Origin of the sequence: Acidaminobacter sp. JC074 (genome assembly GCF_022496765.1) — a bacterium.
In the GTDB taxonomy this organism is placed as follows: domain Bacteria; phylum Bacillota; class Clostridia; order Peptostreptococcales; family Acidaminobacteraceae; genus JABXKX01.
Map to the genome: position 1 here is coordinate 80,685 of NZ_VANV01000001.1, position 20,122 is coordinate 100,806.

General features: G+C 35.5%; 22 protein-coding genes. 7 read left to right on the plus strand and 15 right to left on the minus strand.

What is annotated here, in order from left to right:
* Positions 1-17 precede the first annotated feature (17 nt).
* Entirely contained in the window at positions 18-986 is a 969-nt protein-coding gene (locus EZV73_RS00365) for an asparaginase (protein WP_240837227.1), read from the plus strand.
* A gap of 109 nt (positions 987-1,095) precedes the next feature.
* Here EZV73_RS00365 and EZV73_RS00370 read toward each other — a convergent pair whose 3' ends face one another.
* Positions 1,096-1,863 (minus strand): (S)-acetoin forming diacetyl reductase, encoded by a 768-nt coding sequence (locus EZV73_RS00370; protein ID WP_240837228.1) that lies wholly within the window; start codon positions 1,861-1,863, stop codon positions 1,096-1,098.
* A gap of 12 nt (positions 1,864-1,875) precedes the next feature.
* Complete coding sequence (locus EZV73_RS00375) at positions 1,876-3,780, minus strand: NAD(P)/FAD-dependent oxidoreductase (RefSeq protein ID WP_240837229.1); 1,905 nt, start codon at positions 3,778-3,780, stop codon at positions 1,876-1,878.
* A 211-nt stretch (positions 3,781-3,991) separates the two neighbouring features.
* Here EZV73_RS00375 and EZV73_RS00380 point away from each other — a divergent pair, with 211 nt between their 5' ends.
* The gene (locus tag EZV73_RS00380; protein ID WP_240837231.1) at positions 3,992-4,645 is read left to right on the plus strand and encodes an IclR family transcriptional regulator; all 654 of its coding nucleotides are present in this window, start codon (positions 3,992-3,994) and stop codon (positions 4,643-4,645) included.
* Between the two features lie 29 nt (positions 4,646-4,674).
* On the opposite strand, the gene EZV73_RS00385 is transcribed toward EZV73_RS00380, so the two are convergent.
* On the minus strand, positions 4,675-5,316 hold the full coding sequence (locus EZV73_RS00385; RefSeq protein WP_240837232.1) for a lactate utilization protein: 642 nt from the start codon (positions 5,314-5,316) through the stop codon (positions 4,675-4,677).
* Positions 5,317-5,631: 315 nt separating this feature from the next.
* Here EZV73_RS00385 and EZV73_RS00390 point away from each other — a divergent pair, with 315 nt between their 5' ends.
* The gene (locus EZV73_RS00390; RefSeq protein ID WP_240837233.1) at positions 5,632-5,802 is read left to right on the plus strand and encodes a hypothetical protein; all 171 of its coding nucleotides are present in this window, start codon (positions 5,632-5,634) and stop codon (positions 5,800-5,802) included.
* 19 nt (positions 5,803-5,821) lie between these two features.
* Here EZV73_RS00390 and EZV73_RS00395 read toward each other — a convergent pair whose 3' ends face one another.
* The 4 genes from EZV73_RS00395 to EZV73_RS00410 all read right to left on the minus strand — a co-directional run bounded on the left by EZV73_RS00395 (position 5,822) and on the right by EZV73_RS00410 (position 9,859).
* Positions 5,822-7,675, minus strand: coding sequence for a sensor histidine kinase (locus tag EZV73_RS00395; RefSeq protein WP_240837234.1), 1,854 nt, complete (start codon positions 7,673-7,675; stop codon positions 5,822-5,824).
* A gap of 169 nt (positions 7,676-7,844) precedes the next feature.
* A complete protein-coding gene (locus EZV73_RS00400; protein ID WP_240837235.1) occupies positions 7,845-8,138 on the minus strand; it encodes a hypothetical protein in 294 nt (97 codons plus the stop codon).
* A gap of 8 nt (positions 8,139-8,146) precedes the next feature.
* Positions 8,147-8,422: a hypothetical protein gene (locus EZV73_RS00405; protein ID WP_240837236.1), complete on the minus strand. Its 276-nt coding sequence runs from the start codon at positions 8,420-8,422 to the stop codon at positions 8,147-8,149.
* 87 nt (positions 8,423-8,509) lie between these two features.
* Positions 8,510-9,859, minus strand: coding sequence for an MATE family efflux transporter (locus EZV73_RS00410; protein WP_240837237.1), 1,350 nt, complete (start codon positions 9,857-9,859; stop codon positions 8,510-8,512).
* Between the two features lie 245 nt (positions 9,860-10,104).
* Here EZV73_RS00410 and EZV73_RS00415 point away from each other — a divergent pair, with 245 nt between their 5' ends.
* A complete protein-coding gene (locus EZV73_RS00415; protein WP_240837239.1) occupies positions 10,105-11,031 on the plus strand; it encodes an oxidoreductase in 927 nt (308 codons plus the stop codon).
* Between the two features lie 30 nt (positions 11,032-11,061).
* Here the strand turns inward: EZV73_RS00415 and EZV73_RS00420 are convergent, their stop codons facing one another.
* From EZV73_RS00420 to EZV73_RS00430, 3 genes are all read right to left on the minus strand, one after another.
* Entirely contained in the window at positions 11,062-11,673 is a 612-nt protein-coding gene (locus EZV73_RS00420; protein ID WP_240837241.1) for a TetR/AcrR family transcriptional regulator, read from the minus strand.
* A gap of 175 nt (positions 11,674-11,848) precedes the next feature.
* The gene (locus EZV73_RS00425; protein ID WP_240837243.1) at positions 11,849-12,184 is read right to left on the minus strand and encodes a DUF5684 domain-containing protein; all 336 of its coding nucleotides are present in this window, start codon (positions 12,182-12,184) and stop codon (positions 11,849-11,851) included.
* A gap of 83 nt (positions 12,185-12,267) precedes the next feature.
* Positions 12,268-13,260: a M42 family metallopeptidase gene (locus tag EZV73_RS00430; protein WP_240837245.1), complete on the minus strand. Its 993-nt coding sequence runs from the start codon at positions 13,258-13,260 to the stop codon at positions 12,268-12,270.
* Positions 13,261-13,435: 175 nt separating this feature from the next.
* Here EZV73_RS00430 and EZV73_RS00435 point away from each other — a divergent pair, with 175 nt between their 5' ends.
* Genes EZV73_RS00435 through EZV73_RS00445 form a run of 3 tightly spaced genes read left to right on the plus strand, consistent with a single transcriptional unit; the run spans position 13,436 to position 15,304 of the window.
* Positions 13,436-13,918: a sigma-70 family RNA polymerase sigma factor gene (locus tag EZV73_RS00435; RefSeq protein WP_240837247.1), complete on the plus strand. Its 483-nt coding sequence runs from the start codon at positions 13,436-13,438 to the stop codon at positions 13,916-13,918.
* On the plus strand, positions 13,911-14,729 hold the full coding sequence (locus EZV73_RS00440) for an RsiV family protein (RefSeq protein WP_240837249.1): 819 nt from the start codon (positions 13,911-13,913) through the stop codon (positions 14,727-14,729). Before EZV73_RS00435 ends, EZV73_RS00440 begins: the two co-directional genes overlap by 8 nt.
* A 32-nt stretch (positions 14,730-14,761) precedes the next feature.
* A complete protein-coding gene (locus EZV73_RS00445) occupies positions 14,762-15,304 on the plus strand; it encodes a flavin reductase family protein (RefSeq protein WP_240837251.1) in 543 nt (180 codons plus the stop codon).
* Between the two features lie 303 nt (positions 15,305-15,607).
* Here EZV73_RS00445 and EZV73_RS00450 read toward each other — a convergent pair whose 3' ends face one another.
* From EZV73_RS00450 to EZV73_RS00470, 5 genes are all read right to left on the minus strand, one after another.
* Complete coding sequence (locus EZV73_RS00450; protein ID WP_240837253.1) at positions 15,608-16,126, minus strand: DUF4269 domain-containing protein; 519 nt, start codon at positions 16,124-16,126, stop codon at positions 15,608-15,610.
* Positions 16,119-16,724, minus strand: coding sequence for a hypothetical protein (locus EZV73_RS00455; protein WP_240837255.1), 606 nt, complete (start codon positions 16,722-16,724; stop codon positions 16,119-16,121). The genes EZV73_RS00450 and EZV73_RS00455 overlap by 8 nt, the downstream gene beginning before the upstream one ends.
* Positions 16,725-16,733: 9 nt before the next feature.
* A complete protein-coding gene (locus EZV73_RS00460; RefSeq protein ID WP_240837257.1) occupies positions 16,734-17,204 on the minus strand; it encodes a prolyl-tRNA synthetase associated domain-containing protein in 471 nt (156 codons plus the stop codon).
* Positions 17,201-17,698 carry a GNAT family N-acetyltransferase gene (locus EZV73_RS00465; protein WP_240837259.1) on the minus strand — a complete coding sequence of 166 codons (498 nt, stop codon included), beginning with the start codon at positions 17,696-17,698 and terminating at the stop codon, positions 17,201-17,203. The genes EZV73_RS00460 and EZV73_RS00465 overlap by 4 nt, the downstream gene beginning before the upstream one ends.
* Positions 17,699-17,797: 99 nt before the next feature.
* Positions 17,798-20,086, minus strand: coding sequence for a BMP family ABC transporter substrate-binding protein (locus EZV73_RS00470; RefSeq protein WP_240837260.1), 2,289 nt, complete (start codon positions 20,084-20,086; stop codon positions 17,798-17,800).
* Positions 20,087-20,122: the final 36 nt, after the last annotated feature.

A 20,122-nucleotide genomic window follows, 5' to 3' on the forward strand; every position in this document is an offset into this window, starting at 1 on the left:
AATCTCGGGAGGTAATTATGTCAGTAGAACTTGTACACGTTTATAGAAATAATCTCGTAGAAAGCATCCATCGATTTGATGTGGTTGCTGTTAAAAACTCAGAAATCATTTTCTCTTATGGAGACCCTTATAAAGAAACATTTTGGCGTTCATCCGCTAAACCCTTTCAAGTGATTCCCTTTTTAGAATCAGGTGGTAGGAAAGCCTATGATATATATGGAGAAGAACTTGCACTTATGACCTCTTCACATGGTGGCGAAGAAGAACATGTAAAAACTGTTAAAAGCATTTTTAAGAAGATGAAGGTCTCAACAGACCTATTGGATTGTGGCACTTCTGCTCCTATGTACTCAGGTGAGTTTAAAAGAATGATCAAAGAGAACTTACCATTTACACCACTCAACAATCCATGTTCCGGCAAACATTCTGCCATGATTGGTTACGGCCTTTTGAATAATATTGATCTGGACAATTACATTGATAAAGACCATCCCATTCAAAAGAAGATGTTGTCAGTTGTTGCAGACTATACAGACATGGATAAAGATAAGATTCATATTGCCATCGATGGCTGTGGCGTCCCTGTTTTTGGACTGCCCATCTACAATATGGCACTGGCTTACGAAAAGCTTTCATCAGACAAGCCCTTTATGAAAGAAATATCAAAGGCCATGACCACACATCCTTATTATGTGGCTGGAACAGGTAGATTAGATACCATCATCATGGAAGAAACAAAATGTAGAATTCTCGCTAAACTAGGCGCAGAATCCGTCTATTGTATGACAGATTTAAAAAACAAGTTGGCCATTGCTATCAAAACAGAAGATGGTGCTTACAGGGCATTAGATGCGCTTGTACCTGACCTTCTATTTCATCATGATCTTATCGATGAAATAGAACTTAAAGCCATTAAAGCCAGATTACCACTTCAAATTAAGAACCACAGAAAAGAAATAGTCGGCACATACAAAACACTTTTATAGTTCATGACTAAAATATTAGATGAAATAAATAAAGCAACTGGTCATTTTTTAGGACCAGTTACTTTATTTCAATCTTTATGATTTTTTATCATTACACAATCTTAGTTAACTAATTAAATGCCATACCACCATCTATAATAAGAGTTTGACCTGTCATAATTTCAGAATCAGGACCCGCTAGGAAAGAAACACCTGCAGCAACTTCTTCCGGTTCAGATAATCTACCCTGTGTAACATTTTTAGCAAACTGATTCATGCCCCATTCATCTGATTCTCCAGCTGCTTGAGCTACTTCGTGTGCTACACCAAACATCATAGGCGTCTTAACAATTCCTGGTGCAAAAGCTGTTACATTAATGCCATATGCTGCTAGATCTTTAGCTGCTGTTTGAGTCATGCCTCTAACAGCAAATTTACTGCCACAGTATAAAGTTAGTTCAGGATTACCTACAACACCTGCTTGTGATGAAGCACTGATGATTCTACCACCATGACCTAACTCTTTTAACTTTTTACTAGCTGCTTGGATACCCCATAATACACCTGCTACATTGATATTAAATATAAAATCATATTGCTCTTCTGTAATCTCATCTATTGGCGTAGGTTGTGCCACACCTGCATTATTTACAATTACATGAAAATCTCCCAATTGTTTAACAGTCTCATCTACAGCGCTAAAAATCTCATTTCTTTTGGCTACATTGACCTGTAACGCTATGGCTTTTCCACCATCTATATTAATCTCATCTGCCACACGTTTTGCCTGGTCTAGATTTAAATCAGTAACCGAAACTGCAAATCCATCCTTCGATAATCTCTTACATATTGCCTCGCCTATACCTTGACCGCCACCTGTTACTAATGCTACTTTCATTTTACATCCTCCTTATATACTTAGCACTGCATGCCATGCTTCATGGAAACATTCAAATATCTTTCTTCCCTTCACAGCATCACCAATTGTAAAAACTTTTGAACATAAGCCATTAAAATGTTCAGATGGTACTGGACCTAACCCTGTAGCGTAAACAACAGTCTCTGCATTACATGTTTCTGTTTTACCATCTTTATTAAATATTAAGCCCTTGTCGCTAACTTCAACGACTTTTGTGTTGGTGTGAATAACTACACCTGCTTGGTTTAACCGCATCTCTAGAGCTGCTCTTGATAATGGTTCATCTTCTAAGGCAATGCCATTTCTCATTTCAAATACACTTACCTTTTTACCTTTCTCAGCTAAATGTAGAGCCGTTTCACTTCCTATCAAACCACCACCAATAATAGCCACATTATCTTTAGCTATGTTATGATCAAACAATACATTATCTGGTGACAAGGCTCTTTCAATCCCCTTTATCGGTAACTGAATATAATCTGAACCTGTGGCTATAATCATTGCATCAGGATTAATCTCTCTAATTAATGCTTCATCTGCCATCGTATTCATCTTTATTGATACACGACTCTTTTCTAACTGAGTTTTTCCCCATTCTACTAGTGCTCTACCTTCTTTCTTAAATGAAGGTTCAGTTGCCTCTAAAAATCTTCCACCCAAGTGATTTGTTTTTTCTAACAGCGTGACATTATGTCCCATCTCATCAGCAACTCTCGCAGCTTCCATGCCAGCAACACCACCGCCGATAACCAGAACATTTTGAGGAGTACTGGTCTTCTTAATACAATACGCCTCATCACGGCCAACTTGTGGATTCACTTCACACCTAATCGGACAGCCCTTAAAAAACAGAGAAATACATCCTTCATGCCCTCTGACACATGGTCTTATATCTTCTAAACGATTTTCCATAATCTTCTTAGGCAAGTCTGGATCTGCTATCAGTTGTCGACCAAAAGATACCATATCAGCCTCTTCACTTGCAATTATCTGTTCAGCTAAACCAGGATTAATTGCACCAACTGTGATAACAGGCTTATTCACAACTGCTTTCATTTTTTTTGCCAAATCTACAATAGGTGCTCTTTCTACATAGAGAGGTGTGATCATATGAACAGCCATTGTATTATAGTTTCCTGCTGAGACATGGAAGTAATCTATATCCTCTTCAACACTCTTAGCAAATCTTGTTGTATCATCAATTGTTAGACCGCCGTCTTCGTACTCAGCACCACTCAAACGAATACCAACAATAAAATCTTTACTTACTTGCTCTCTAATTTTTCTGATAATATTTTTTGCAAATGTACTTCTTCGTTCATAATCACCACCATAAATGTCATCTCTTTTATTGGTAAGAGGTGATAAAAATTGTGTAATCAAATAGCCGTGAGCGCCGTGTATCTCTACACCATCAAAACCTGCAAGTTCAGCTCTAACAGCAGCTGCTGCAAAAGCATCTTCTATTGCAACAATTTCCTCAATTGATAAAGGTGTAGGGGTTATACCACCGTAAGCTACATCAGATGCAGATACTGGTGTTACTGGAGCTGCTCCTGGAGCACACTGTCTACCGCCATGTCCAAGCTGAATAATAGCCACTGCACCTTCAGATTTTATAGCTTCTGATATTAGATACTTACCAGCTATATGATGCCCCTTTGACATACCACCCTGCATATAAGCTGATCTACTAGCTAAATCATCCACAAAATGATTCTCTACAATGATCATACCTACACCGCCTTTAGCTCGCATTCTGTAATGTGCTGCTATTAATTCACCAGCTGATCCATCGGCTTCAGATAATCGTGTTTCCATCGGAGGCATTACTATCCGATTTCTAAGTTTTTTACTGCCAATTTCTATAGGCTGTAAAAGTTTCCATTGTCTCATAATCTCGTCCTTTCTTTGATATATATTTAACATAGTTCTATAATAGCGGAGATAATCCAACAAAGTCAATAAAAAGTTCTATATTGTTGTTGTTATAGTGCGTTTTATCCACTTTGTCCGATAATACCGGATATTTTGTTGTTTAAATATTTTCTTTCACTTTTTTCACTAAACATGTTATAAATATATTAGAAGATTTTAAGGAGTTTGCATGAGTGATAAAAAATACATACAATCCATAGAAAGAGCATCAGCTATACTTGAATTCATAGCAGAAAAGAAAAGTGCTAGACTGATAGAAATATGTGAAGCAACAAACCTAAAAAAATCTACTGCATTTAGTATCATCCAAACATTAGAGCACTTAGGACAAGTCGCTAGAACAAGAAACAGTCAAAAATATACACTTGGTTTAAGTAGTCTAAAACTTGGCCTAGCCTATCAATATGGTTCTGGATTTTCTGAAACAATTAGAGAATTGCTCACAAGGATGGTAAAAGCAATAGATGAAACTGCTTACTTCGAGTTAGAAATAGGTGGTAGATATTATTATCTAGATTATGTTTTGTCTACTCAACCGCTTCGTGTAGTACCTGGCGACGATCGTTTCATCGATCCACCTGATTATTCAGCACTAGGGCAAATTTTCAAAGGTGACAATCCTGAACTAAAATATGCGGTTGATATAGAAGAAGTGGAAAAGGGATTAAATTGTTTTGCTGCACCATATAAGATTAACAACAAAGTGATCGGTTGTATTGTGCTTACAGGCCCTAGCTATAGATACACAGAAGATAGGATGGAAGAAACATATAATGCCTATAAAAAGATAATGCTTGATCTGGGATTAGATGAACATCTCTAAAGAAAAAACTCTGCAAAAGCAGAGTTTTTTTAGTAGCCATATGAGTTATTCAAAAAAATAACATGTAATCTATTAGGATCAAATTGTCTATCTATTACAGTATAAATATTACATATTCTTTGAGGACTTAGACATTCTGTACATGCACCAGTTTCTAAACAAGGTGTCTTCATTTGAAGTCTCTGAACATTGGCTGGAGCAGCTATATACTTATTTCTATTACGCGCTTCTTCTAGGTTTTTAACAATCTTGTTTGCTCCAACTATTACAACAACCTTATCAGGACCATAGATCATAGGAGCCACACGATTACCACTTCCATCTACGTTGTAAATCTCCCCGTCCTCAGTAATTGCATTAGTACCTGAAATAAATACATCACTGGAAAAGACACTACGATGTAATGCTTTCATTTGAGCGGGATCTAACCCTTCTTCATATCGGTCATGGAACTCTAGATCTCTTGATCTCAAATAATCAATTATACCAGTCTCAAACAGTGTCATTGACCCACCCACAGCCACACTTGATTTATCAACAATCAAATCATCCATCTGTTCTTTTAATTGTTCAAGATCATGCACATAGTAACCATTGATGTTTCTTCTTTTTAAGTTTTTTATTGTCTTTTCAATTCTCTTCTTGTATACCGCTTTCATATTCTTATCCATCTTATTCTCCATTCTTATACTAAAAATACTCTACTATAATACAAAGAGAACAGTAGATGTTCAAGCTTTATCCACAATATCAATGAATTTTCAATCATATTGCTAAAAATATCCGACATTGTTGAACATAGACCTGTATTTATCCTTTAAACATTTGTTGAAACAAATAGTTGAGACATTTCGTCGAAACTAATTTTCTCATAGACTCATTATAGAATAATTTTGAAAATATTGTTAAAAGACTTGGCAAGGCTATCATGATATGCTATTATAACTATAACGAACATATGTTTGTATGTAGTGAAGGAGGTTCATATGTCAAACGCGATTGCATTAAAGATTTATGACACACAGGCTTTCCCTGGCAGAAAAATGACTGCCAAAGAAAAATTAGAATCCGAAAAAAAATATAGACTGCTAGATGAGTTTGTATCTGGCAAAGGAAAGCGAATAGAAACAAGTGAATATATCGAGTACATATTTTAAGACCTTCATAAGAAGGTCTTTAATCATGGTCACAATTTTCATCATGTATAGGTTGTGTAAGCGGTAAATCAATAATGATTGTCGCACCTTTTCCTTCATTGTTTTTAGCACTGATTTTGCCATGATGTTTCTTGATGATGTCTCTTGAGATCGATAAGCCTAGGCCAGTGCCCTCGTCTTCCGGCTTCATCGTAAAGCCAGAATCAAAGATCATATCTAATTTATCTTCTGGAATCCCCATGCCATCATCAATAAATTCAATTCTTGCATAATCATCTACAAGAGAAGTTTTTATTTCTATCAACCCCCCCTTTTCTGTTGCTTGAATACCATTGACAAGCACATTCATAAATACTTGATTTAAAAGGCTGGCATAACAAGAGATTTCTGGTAATGTCCCATAATTTTCAGTAATTGTCAGCTTGTTTTTCCATAAGTTAGACGTTAAAACCAGTACAGAATGGATACCTTCGTGAACATTGGCATTTTGAAAAGCAGCCTGATCAATTCTAGAAAAGTTTCTCAAGTTTCGTATGATATCATTAACTCTAGATGTGGCATCTGCAGTAATGGCATTGGATTTTGATAACTTTTCAACAGCTTTTAAAACATCTTCATATTTTTCTTCACTTAAGAGCTTCTTAAGTTTCATAAGCATCAAATCCATCATTTGAACATTACTTGATACTGCCCCTAGAGGGGTGTTAATCTCGTGGGCTATAGCTGCTGAAAGCTGTCCAACAGAAGCCATTTTTTCTGACTGAACCAACTGATCCTGAGCCTTCTGAAGCTGGATCTGAGATTGAATCAAGGCATCATTTTGAGAGTCCAGTTCCTCATTTTTCTCTTCCAGCTCTGATTTCTGTGCATCGAGTTCCATGTTCTGATCTTCAAGTACATCTCTTTGAGCTTCTAACTCTTGATTTTGTGCAAATAGAAGTTCCTGAGATTCATTAAGCCTTGCCATGATGATATTGGAATACTTTATAAGCTCATAAATTTCCTTTGGCGGTTTATGCATTTCTATATGAACACTCGAGTCTAAGACTTCATGTTCTGAGATTTTCTGAAGCTGTGTATTTAATGACTTAATGGGTTTAACAAGTTTGTAGGCTCTTGGTGTTAAAACGATCTTTACTATAACAAAGACCACGATGGCAATTATGATGAATATCAAAAGAACCGGGAAAACGAAAAACACAACCACACTTGAGTTTACTTGGGTTCGAATGTATCCGATCTGACGATCATCTCTTGTATAAACAGGAATCTCATCCACCACTTCTTTTAAATCACCATCAGATAAGAAGCTTACATTCTCTGATGGCAGTACATACTCTACCTGTTCTCCTTGATCATTAAATAGAACAAAGCTTACTTTTACCCAGTCAAAGCCAAAATACTGTCCAAACATAAGCACTCTATCCATTCTTTCAATGGCATCGTAAGTGGCTATAAAAAGGTCTTTCTTTTCTTCTTCAGTGATATCTTCTAAGGTATCCTCATCTCCCCAAACCTTTAAGCTATGCTCAAAGCTTTCAGAAAACTCCTCTTCAACTAACATCATATGCTCATCAGTAATATCAGCCAGTTGATTTGAAAAATCAATCGACTTTAACTCCTCATAGGTATACATTCTTATGTTTTCTAAATCTCTTTTATGCTGGATGTTGTAATACATCTGCTTCTGCGATTTATAGTTATCCATAATACTGTTATTCACTGTATTGGTTAAAAAGAGTCCAACAGGTCTGATGGCAAGCAAAATTATAATAAAAATAGGTACAATGGTTAAGACTATAGACAAAAAAGATGCACTCATTAAAGAGTTCTGTAATCTTCTAATGATTGATTTTTTATAGGGTTTCTTCATAATTACGCCTCCATGTGCATCTATTAAGACATCTCTATAAGACTAGTCTACCTTATCTATACCCAAACTTGTATTAATTCTACATTAAAATTGTCTAAATTAAACTCCAAAGACTAGATGATAAGCAATCAAACTAAAAAACAGTTATGCAATTACATAACTGTTATCATCATTCATCAAGCTTTTCCATGACCCTCTTAAGCAAGGTCTCAAAAGGTCTTGCTTCTATAACTTCAATGCCATAAGCTAAACACGCTTGTCTTAAAGCCTTACCATAGGCTAAGCTGATACTAGCCCTAAATGTTTGAGCACTGCCTCCTTCTCTTTGGCGGTAGTTTTCTATGATCTGATCCTTTTGACCTTCATAGATAAAAAGTGATTTTACTTCGTTATCTTGATATGCCGCTGCAAGATCAACAGATATAAAGTCACCTTCCATTATTAGAGGTATCTGTTCTTGCAAATGCTTATCTATAAGCTTTCTAAAGGCAGGACAAATTCAGCTGACACGTCTTTTAGCCATTTAACATTGCCATCTATACCAGCTTGTCTCCAGTCTGAATCTCCCATCCAGTAATGGACAGCAGGATAGTCTTCTTTCTTAGTTGTTGCCTTTATTAAGCTAGAAACATCATCAGCTTCTATGATTTTAGCTTTATATATTTCTGATACTTTCTTTGCTAACCTTGTTTTACCAATACCTGACGAACCACCTATTAAAAGCACCGTCCAATTTCTTTTTGTCATTCAAACTCCTTTTAGTCTTGTTTCAAGTATATCAGAATCTTTGACAATCACCTATGCAGGACATGTATATAATTATTTTAGTCTATCCTAAGTATAAATCTGCTTCATATTTCTCGATCTTAGGTTTTGCATGAAAATTAAAGATATGGCTAAAGTGATAGAGATCATATCTGAAAAAGGTACTGCATACCACACGCCTTGAATACCCCAGTAAGATGAAAAGATCATCACTGCTGGTATTAAAACAAGTATCTGTTTTGAAAGTGAGATAGCTGTTGCATACAAAGGCTCCTCTATAGACTGCAGGTAAGCTATAGATATATTAATAATGCCAGTCAGGGGTATTAAAAGCGAATAGACTTTTAAGCCATTTGCACCTTGAAGCAAATAATCAACCTGTCCATCTAGAAATAAAGAAATTAAGTTAGACGCTTGATAACGTATTAAAACAAATATAATGGAACCTGTTGCAAAGGTAATGACCATGGACAGCAAAACTGTCTTTCTGACACGATTTAAGTTACCAGCACCGTAATTATAACCAATAATAGGTTGTATACCATTTTGAATACCAAAGACAGGTATATTGAAAAATGCCATCAAACTACCTATAGCACCTATAGATGCGACAGCACCTACACCACCAAAATCTCCTAAGTATCGATTTAAAACCATCAAGGAGATACCACTACCAACTGTTACAAAATAAGATGGCAGTCCCACTGTTAAAAGTTTTCTTACCACTTTCAGTTCTGGCCTTATATAAGCTTTGTTAAGCTTAACCACTTCACTTGAAAGTAGATAATAAGCCGCCAAAATGAAAAAGCCTACAGCTTGTGCAATAATCGTTGCAATAGCTGCACCCCTTACGCCCATATGCATTTGAACGATGAAAATGTAGTCTAACAAGATATTGGTTCCTGCAGATACCACCATGGCTATCATAGAAAGGGGTGCCCTACCTTCAGCTCTTACTGTACAGCTCAAAGTAAATGACATGATCCAACATATAACCCCTATTAGGATATAAGACATGTAATCATAACCAAATGTAAAAACAGAGTCACTTGCACCTAATAAACTTAAGATTGGTCCTAGGCTGATATAACCTACAAGAGACATGATACTTGAGAATATCACAGTTGTTACCACGGTTGTTGTAAAAACCTTCTGAGTCTGTGGCACATCATTTTTTCCAAGGTTAATGGATATAAGGTTAGCACCACCTCTACCGATTAAAGCTGAGCCTGCAAATATCACCAGCATGACTGGATAAACAATGGTCAGCCCTGCAAGTGCATCAGGGCCTACAAATTGACCTATAAATATCCTGTCTACTATATTGTAAAAAGTTGAAACCAATATGGCTATCATAGATGGAACTGAAAATCGTAAAATTAACTTCCATATGCTTTCATTTTCTAAGTTCTTGTTCATTTATGCCTCTTTTCTAATTTCAAATGTCCTCATACTTACTCATGTGTCACATTATAGTCAGCCTAGACATCAATGTAAACCTCTTCACAAGAAGTTACACATGGATGCAAATGTGTGTAAGTATTGAAAAGACTCATACTTACTCAACAGCCATAGCAACGAGTAAGTTCTCTAACATGTATTTACATGAGTCAGATTATCCCTTTATAATGGCTAAAAGAATTGCATGAACGAAAGGAGACATCATGAAAAAAACATGGCAACTAGAAGATATGCCATCACTTAAAGGCAAAACTGTTATCGTTACAGGAGGCAACAGTGGCTTAGGATATGAATCAGTTAAGGTACTTGCTAAAAAAAATGCAAGAGTTATCCTTGCTTGCCGCTCACTGAGTAGAGGCAATGAGGCAAAGTCAAAAATAATGAAGGATCAGCCCCAGACATCCATAGAGGTCATGGCACTGGATTTATCAAGCCTAGATTCTGTAAGGAAGTTTGCAGATGCTTATAAAGCAAAACACAACAAATTGGATATACTTCTTAATAATGCAGGGATTATGAATGTACCCTATGGCAAAACGACTGACGGATTCGAACAGCAGATTGGTGTTAACCATCTTGGTCATTTCGCACTCACTGGTTTACTCCTGGATACCTTAAAAAGCACACCTAAATCTAGGGTTGTTGTTATTTCTAGTCTGCTCCATAAAAAAGGGCATATTGATTTTGATTCCTTTTCTTACAATAAAAAAAGGACCTATGATCCCCAGGTAGCCTATGCTCAATCCAAACTAGCCAATCTATTATTTGCAAAACAGTTGAATCATCTTATTCAAAAAAACAAGTTGGATATGACCGTCGTATCAGCCCATCCAGGTGGTGCTAAAACCAACTTGGGTAGGTATCAAGATAAAGGTTCATCTTTCAATCTTGTAAAAAAAATCATTTATCCCCTTCTTATTCAAACTGCAGATCAAGGTGCTATGCCAGGTTTAAGAGCCGCAACTGATGAAAGTGTTACTAGTGGCATGTATATAGGTCCTTCAGGTTTTATGGAATCATCCGGACATCCTTATATTGCAAAATCTGCACCAGCAGCCAATGATCTTCAAACAGCTGAAAAGCTATGGAAAAAATCCGAAAGCTTAACAGGGATTCAATATAACTTCTAAAGGCAAAGGAATGAGCTCAGCTCATTCCTTCTATTTTTTCAAACCACTTAATGCAAGATCTTTAAGATTTAATAGTTGGTCAAAGTAACCATCTAAATCATAGTAGCCATCTCCTGTTAAAAGTTGCAGGAGTTTGATGTTGATACCTTGAAAAAGTGTATCTATATAGTCTAAAACCCCATCCTTTGATGTCTTGTACTTGTCCCAATCAATGTTTTCAAGTAAAATCTTTCTTTGATCTACCAATAAGTCATGTTTCATGGCTGCCAACTGATCATAACAAGGTGAATTAAAATCAATTGAACCTTGTGTTATAAGCTGAAAGTAAATGGGTTCATCCAAGTAAAAGTCTTTACTCTTATAAACCATGTCAAACACCTTTGATACCACACACGTTTCATTTCTATCAAGGTATTTGTTTTGATTCTCATAAAAAGCTTCCATGGCTATCTCAAACACATGTAAATAGATATCTGTTTTATCATCTATATACTTAAACATGCCGCCTTTAGAGATACCTGCTTTTTTGATGATGTTGTTCAATGATGCTTCATTGAAGGAATGACAAGAAAACTCTTCCATGGCTGCTTGTTCTATTCTCTGTCTTTTTTCGTCTGTTATCTTATAAAATGCTGTTTTCACTTTTCCTCCTAGAGACTAATTAGTCTCTGTTATTCTAACATCATTACTTACCTGATTCAAGGACTCTATCTTTTAAAAACAAAAAAAATAGGCCTAGCATATTTTATAAGAACTCAAGCCATTATGGCTTAGGTTACTTATTAAACCAATAAAAAGGAAAGCCGAAGCTTTCCTATTAGTTCTCGTATTTTTCTCCAACATACTGAACATCTTCACTAAAGCCCATATAAATGGTCATAATTGGTGAGAAGAATAAGTATAGTAAGAATCCACCGATACCGAAACCATATGCTTCCACAAACTTATATGACATGTAGATACCAAAAATAACATTCACAAGTGGTATCAACATAACTAAGATAAATAGTGGATTTAAGCCAGCAATTTTTAACATAACCCATACATTATATAATGGGATAATTGCAGCCCAACCTGGTTCGTCAGCTTTTTCAAACATCTTCCACATACCAACTAATGCAACAATTGCAAGTATAAAACTAATAAATTCCATAAAACGCCTCCTTGTATAAACTCACTAATAGTATATCAAACAATAGTTGTTTATCCAATGGATATTTTATACTTTCTTAAGATTTAGATCTCAAATGCTTTTTCCGATACCTTGACCAATAATTTAATTGCAGCATCTACATCATCTTTTGACACAGTTTCATGTGCTGAATGTGCATATCTTGTAGGTATTGATAAACATGATGCTGGTACACCTTCTCTAGTTAGACTGATGCCACCTGCGTCTGTGCCACCGAATTCTAAGACTTCCATCTGGTATTTAATCTCTTCTGCTTTACATGTTTCAACAAGTCTTTCATTTACTTTTGGATGTGAAAGTAAAGAGTTATCTCTTACCTTAATTGCCACACCATCATGAAGGGCAATCTTAAATCTCTTAGACCCAGGCATATCACCACAAGATGTAATATCAATAGCAAGGCCTACATCAGGATCCACCTTGTAAGCAGAAGTTTTTCCGCCTCTGATACCGACTTCTTCTTGAACTGTGAAAACATAGTAACAGTCATTTTCTACAGTTTTTAATTGCTTTAGTGCTTCAATCATGATAAAACAACCAATTCTATCATCTAATGCACCAACACTTACTGTATGTTCATTTTCTAAGAAGTTAGATTCATATACACAGATATCTCCAATGTTAACCTTCTTATTGGCTTCTTCTTTGTTCTTAGCACCAATATCTACGAAGAGCTTATCCAGTTTCATCTTGCCTGCTTCTGTAGATTCCTCTTTGTAAACAATACCTTTCGTGCCATCTTTAAAGACAACTCTTTCACCATGTGTCACGAACGGGTTGATACCACCGATGTTTGTTAATCTGATGAAGCCTTTATCATCAACATCTGTCACCATAAGACCGATTTGATCCATATGACCAGCAACCATTAACTTAGGACCATTGCCCTTTTTTCTTGCAATAACATTACCGAGCTTGTCGACAGATATTTCATCTACATAGTCTTTAATCGCTTCCATAATATAGTCAGCAACTGCTTGCTCAGAACCAGATGGTCCATAGATTTCTGTAATTTCCTTTAATACTTTAACGTTCATTCGTCCCCCTTAGGCATTTAACTTAACTACATTCATTATAGTACAATCATAAGTTAACTGAAAGGATGTGAACATATCTTAATATTTGACAACTTCTAAAAAAAAGTATATTTTTTTCATGAAGTTTAAAACTTTTTTGCTATGACCAGTGTCTAATTCACGAAAGGAGTCAGACATGTCCAGACAAACTTATAAACTACTAGTAGAATACATCCAGAACAATCAAGAAAGATTTTATAGAGTGGCTTTCAGTTACTGCAAATCAAGAGAAGATGCCCTTGATATTGTACAGGACTCTATTTATAAAGCACTTAAATCACATAAATCCATTCAAACTCAGTACTTCGAATCTTGGTTTTATAGAATACTGATCAATACAAGTATCAGCCATCTTAGAAAACATAAGGATAACCTCTCTTATGATCCTGAAGCCATTACAGGAGGTGCTGAAGACAAGGAGTACATAGACCTTTATGATGCCATTGATTGTCTTTCATTAGAAGACAGGTCACTTATTATCCTTAGGTATTTTGAGGATAAGAAGATAAAAGATGTGGCAGAAATCTTGAATATGAATGTAAATACTGTGAAAACAAGACTATACAGAATACTGAAAGACCTTAAAATACAACTTGACCCGGAGGTGAGCTATGAGTAATAAGTACAAGAATATCATCATACCAGAGGAGTTAGATTTTATGACACAGAAAACAATTAGAAAACATAAGAGAAACAAAAGATTCATAACAAGCTTAACAAGTGTAGCAGCTGCCTTAGTCATATTTACAACGTCGTTAAATGTATCCTATACCTTTGCAGAAAGCATGCAGCAGATCCCTATTGTAAAGGATATTGCCAGCATGCTCACATTCAGGACCTATGAAAATCAAACAGATGAAATAACAAGTACAGTAACCATTCCATCTGTTTCAATTGAAGAAAGTAATATAGATGATTTTATCAATGAAACCATCAGTTCAGAAGTTGAAAGAATTTTAGAAGAAGCTCAAGTTAGAGCTGAGGAATACAAGGATGCCTATATCTCTACAGGTGGTACAGAAGAAGGCTATAAAGAAAAAAATATGACGGTAGCCGTAGACTATGAGGTTTTCTCTCAAGATGAAAATCATCTATCTTTTAGGGTTTTTACTCATGAAACCCTGGCAGCAGTCTATGCAGAAAATCTCTACTTCACCCTTGACCTTAATCAAAGAAAAATCTTAAGTCTTGAAGATTTACTGGGTGAAAATTATGTAGAAATCATGACAGAAAAAGTCCTTGCAGACATCGAAGAAGATGCAAAAGAAAACCCAAATAAATACTTTGATGATTATAAGTCACCTGATTTTAAAGTTAGATCAGACATTGATTTTTATCTCAAAGACAATAAGCTTTTTATCGTATTTTGGAAATACGAACTTGCTGCAGGTGCATTTGGTAGACTGGAGTTTGAAATCCCTATGAACTAATGATATATTTACAGTAGAGAAAGGATGGTTATATGAGAATTGAACAGAAGCCTCACCCTATGACATTTCCAGCGCCAGCTGTTATGGCAACATGTGGCGAAAACAATATCATTACAATCGCATGGACAGGAACACTGTCTTCAGTACCGCCTATGACTTATATATCTGTGAGAAAAGAAAGGTATTCACATCAGCTTCTGATGGAAAACATGGCCTTTGTTATCAACCTAACAACTGAGGATTTAAAGTATGAAACCGATTATTGTGGTATTCATTCCGGAAGAGACATCAACAAGTTTGAAGCTTTGAATCTGACACCAATTGCAAGTAAGTATGTGTCTTGTCCAAGTATCAAAGAATCACCTGTCAGCTTAGAATGCAAAGTTACGAAGGTCATAGAACTTGGTAGTCACGACATGTTTATGGCTGAAATCATCGGTATTACAGTAGACGATCAGTATGTGAATGAACATGGACAGTTCGACTATAATCTTTCCAAGCCAATTTGCTACTCTGCTGGCAAGTACTTTTCATTAAATGAATTCATCGGCCATTACGGCCATTCTAAGAAATAGACACAGCCTCGGCTGTGTCTAAACTATTTGTTGATAAATCATAACAATTCCTAAGAAAATAAGTAGATAGTTCAAATAAAGTATCAGACCACTAGATTTCCTACTTCTGTTGTACATTTCATTTTTCTTAACAATCGCGTAAGAATCGTTTTTTAGACCAATCATCCCAGCTAGTATCATTCCTAGTGCTGCAATAATCATGCCTATAATATCACCTATTAAACCACTAAGTACCGCTATTAGAAGAAAAAAAAACGGTAGTTACCAGTAAACTCACTTTCAAACTAAATCCCTTAAAAGTCACTATATTCTCCTATCTATAATTTCTAATAATTCTTTATCCGACATATCTTCAAGTTCCAAAAGAGCTTGATAAGGATCGCCTTCTAGGCCCAGTAATCTTGCAAAAGCCGGTTCTGTTTTAACACCTGACATCTTTAAATCTATAACTGCCTGTCTAAAGGTTTCTGGATACAGTTCTAAGAGTCTTTTTTCTACTATTAAATGTCTGTAGCTGTTTAAAGAAGATACAGGCTCTTTTGTCGCATATATCTCAATCTGGAAGTCTAAATGATTGAAGCGACAAACTAATATGTCTTTGTGCGAAAGCTCAAAGCCTTCATAAGAAGAAAAATCGCTATGAAGCTTGTCTTTTAATCTATCTAGATCATCACTTTGCATAATAACATCAATATCACTTGAACTGATATCAATATCAATGGGAAAGGTGCCTACGATCACAGGACTATATGCTTGATAAGATATAAATATCTCAGTCGCTTTTTTAATAGCCTGATGGTGTGATTTTAAAAACCTATACATCATCATGTCCTTTAATCAAATGGGTACTAGGGGTTTCCTCACCTGTTATATCTAGTTCAACAAGTACATCTAAATATACCTCAAAAAGCTCTACTAACTTCTTAATGGCATGCTCATCTTTTATAACTTGAGCCGTCATAAAGGATAAAGCACTTTCATCAGGCAGGCATTTAATACCCATCTGGTTTTTATGAATCAAATCCAAGTGAAATGACTTATGAAAATCAATTCTTGATTTTAACTCATGGTGGTTAAGCAGTCTGGTTGCCATAAGCTCATCATTGGATTTGACTATATAATCATGGTCAAATAGTTCATCACCAATTTGAATATCTTGTCCACCTAAGGCCTTGCCTATCTTAGAAAAGACACCTTCTTTAGACAACTTCAACTCAAACTGGCTAGGGTTTTTAAAGGCAGCTCTTAACCGGGTATAGGTAATGGCACTTTTGCCTGTAGAGACAACAAAGTAATCAAAAATGATATGCCATGATTTATAAGGTATCACAATAAAAGGGCCATTTCCCCATTTACCTTCAATTATCTGACCACCTATCACTTCATGTAGCGATTCTATGCCCTTCTTTCTAGTCCACATACTTCCCCCTTAAATATAGTGAATTGTATAACCAAGCGATTCAATGAACCTTAACAAATCCTTGGTCTTAATGACAATGGTTTGGGTATTGATATTCGGATGAAAACTCGAATATTCTGATTCTACTATTTGCTGGTCAAAATAAACAGTGACGTGTTTTTTACAATCATGAATCAGTCCCAGCGGTCCTACTGAACCTGGTTTTAACTTAAGGTATTTATACAAGCGTTCTTCTGATGCAAAAGATAAGCCACTTGTCCCCAGGCTATCTGATAAATCCTTTAAATTTACCTGTCTGTCTTCTTGAAATACAAATAAGAAATGTTGCTTACCTTTTCGGTTTCTTAAAAAGAGATTCTTACAGTGGACACCTGGCAAGTGACTGGTATGTTGTTTTGCCTGATCTACTGTAAATACTGGAGGATGATCATAAACTTTAAAATCACATCCTGCTTCTTTTAACAAGTCAGTTACACTCATAGTTTCATCCTATATACGTCTACATCTTCATTATACAGATTATCTTGTCTGTCAAAAGTCATCCCAATCTTTTTCATCACACCAATAGAAGCCTTGTTGTCTCTTAGTGCAACTGCATAAATCTCATCTACATTTAAACTTCTTGCATAATCTAAAAGCCCAAGACACGCCTCAGTCATGATGCCCAACTTATGAAAGGCTTTTCTTAGCCTATATCCGATTTCATAGCCACCAACTTCTTCATTTAATCTTAGAATCAGCCAACCGGCAGGCTGATCATTATAGTCAATCATCCATAAACCAAAGCCTGGATGCTCCTTATAATAGGCTTGTCGCTTTTGTATGGTTTCTAAGACCTTTGTCATATCCGTTCCCTTGAAAGGTCCAGTAGAAATGTATCTCATAACCTCAGGGTCGTTGTTCATCTCATAAAGGTACTTAGCATCACTTTCTTCTATAGGTCTAATAACCAGTCTCTCTGTTGTATAAATCATATATTACTCCTTAATTCATTTTACCATATTTAAAAGTTAAAAAGATAGTTGTCCTTATAAGAGCCAAAAAAACTCCATTCATGGAATGGAGTCAAATAATTAGTCTTCATAATACGGCTCGATGTATAAAGAACCATAGGTTACATCTTCAATTAATAAAAGAAGCTTTTCATGAACATCATCAGATAACTGACTTCTAGAGAATACCATCTCATTAGAACCTAAAGAAACATAATAATAAGGTTCAAAGTAACCATAATTGTAATTTTCAATGATGTTGTTAACCACTACATTCAGATCAAAGAAATGAGTCATTAAAGTGTTTTCATTGTTGATACCATACTCACTGTTAGAAATCATCATGTAGTCGTAGTCGCCTGATAAATCAACTAAAGTATTGCCAATATTTCCAGCATCATGATAAAGGATGTCTACACCATCATTTTGTGCTTGTTCAGCTATATCTTTAGCGATACTTTCATTATCATCACTATCTGCCATAAAGGAAACAACTTCAACACTTTCATCTGCATAGGCTGCACCACTTCTAAAACCATAGGCTATATTTCTAGTCTTATAATCATCCTGACCATAAACAAAACCAATCTTACCAGTCTCGGAAGATAAGGCTGCTACATAACCTGCGGCGAATGCTGGTTCTTCATCATAAACTTCTAAAGCTGCCATGTTAAATGGGAAGTAGTCTTCACCTTCAGAGAATAAGGCAACAATCTTAAAGTCCTCATAGAGTTCACCAATAGCCATTGCCGCTTCTTTTAGACGTCTGTCCTCAATAAAGACCATGTTGACACCATCTACATAGAGTTTTTCCAAAACGGCCTGATTATCTTCATTTTCAAGTTTGTATACATCAAAGTCAATGCCTTGACCCTCAGCTGCACCTCTTATAATATCAGCTGTTTCTGAATCATCAATGGTCAAAAATACGATCTTTTCTAACTCTGGAAGGACTTCTTCTTCATAGGTCTCCTCATATGAATCATCATAACCCATGTAAGAAAGATTTTCATTGATCATCTCTACGATGTTCATTTGCTCTAAAGATGATTTGGCCTGATTAAGCGCAACATTTAAACCCATAACACCAAGGCCGTATTCGTTTTCAAATTGGCCCAAATCCTTAAATAAAGCTGAGAAACCTTGACCATTTTGTAACTCGTCAATGGCAGAGAATGCAGCATCTTTTAAGATTTTTTCTGCCTCTTCTTCATTTACAATCATCGGTGTTTCAAAATCAATGTAATCTAATACATGGATGAACTTGTCTTCATCGTAAGTAATCTCAACATCATCACCAATAGCATTGATGGTATATTTAGCATTTAACTCAACTTCTGGATGATCCATATCCAAAGTCACACATTTTAAAACATCATTATGACCAATATAGATCTTCACATGGAAATAATCATAAACCTCTTGTAACTCTTGATAAGAAACATCGTCTTGAAGTGTATTAAACTCTGATAAGAATGAATCGAAAAACTCATCCCAATAAGTATCAAAGTCTTGATTCACTGTTTGTCTAAGAGCTTCTAATTCTAATAGGTCTATCTCTACAAGTTCATAATCACCTGATTCAATGGCTTCATCTAAAAGCTTGTTGATTAAATCCTTATAAAACTCTTTTACTGATTCATCATTTTGCGCACTTTCAAAGTATGCTACATAAAGATTCATAATCTTAGCGATGTCAAACTTATAATCATATACAAGGACATCTTCAGTAACTTCCTTGCCCTCTTTAACAAATGTCATTTCATCTTGAACACCTTCACTAAGTGTCTCTCTGAAGTGGTCATATAAAATCGACATTTCTGCATCTTGTCCATTTACTTCATATGCTTTCATTTCACTTAAGATGATGTTGAAGTACTTAGAATAATCAATTTCAGCTAAAACTTCCATATTCTCTTGCTCTAATAAAAGTTCAATGATTTTATCAAAGTCAAATACAAAAGTACCATCATAGAAATTGTCTACAGAGAAACCAAATCTTTTTAAGTTAAAAAATAGGTTGGTGTCCATTAAAGCTTTGTCTTTATAATCAATTAGATAATTGATTTTGTAGTCAAAGGCCCCTTGATCTAAATCAGACTTAATCTTATAGTTGATGTTAAAACCCAAATTAGATAAAAGAGTTGTCTCAGCAGAACCAAACTCCCCTCTAGACAATGTATCCATAAGTGTTTCAAATCCAATACCCATTTCCATATCAGCAGTCATATCTACTGAACCTGATGAAAACGTATTCATCATCGCTTGTGTTACATGTTCTTCTTTTGTAAGTGATGTAGTGATACCTGAATCACAAGAAATCAATGTAAAGCACATAATCATTATTAATAATATACTTATTTTTTTCATAACTACTCCTTCTAAATCCTCCGTCATTATAACATA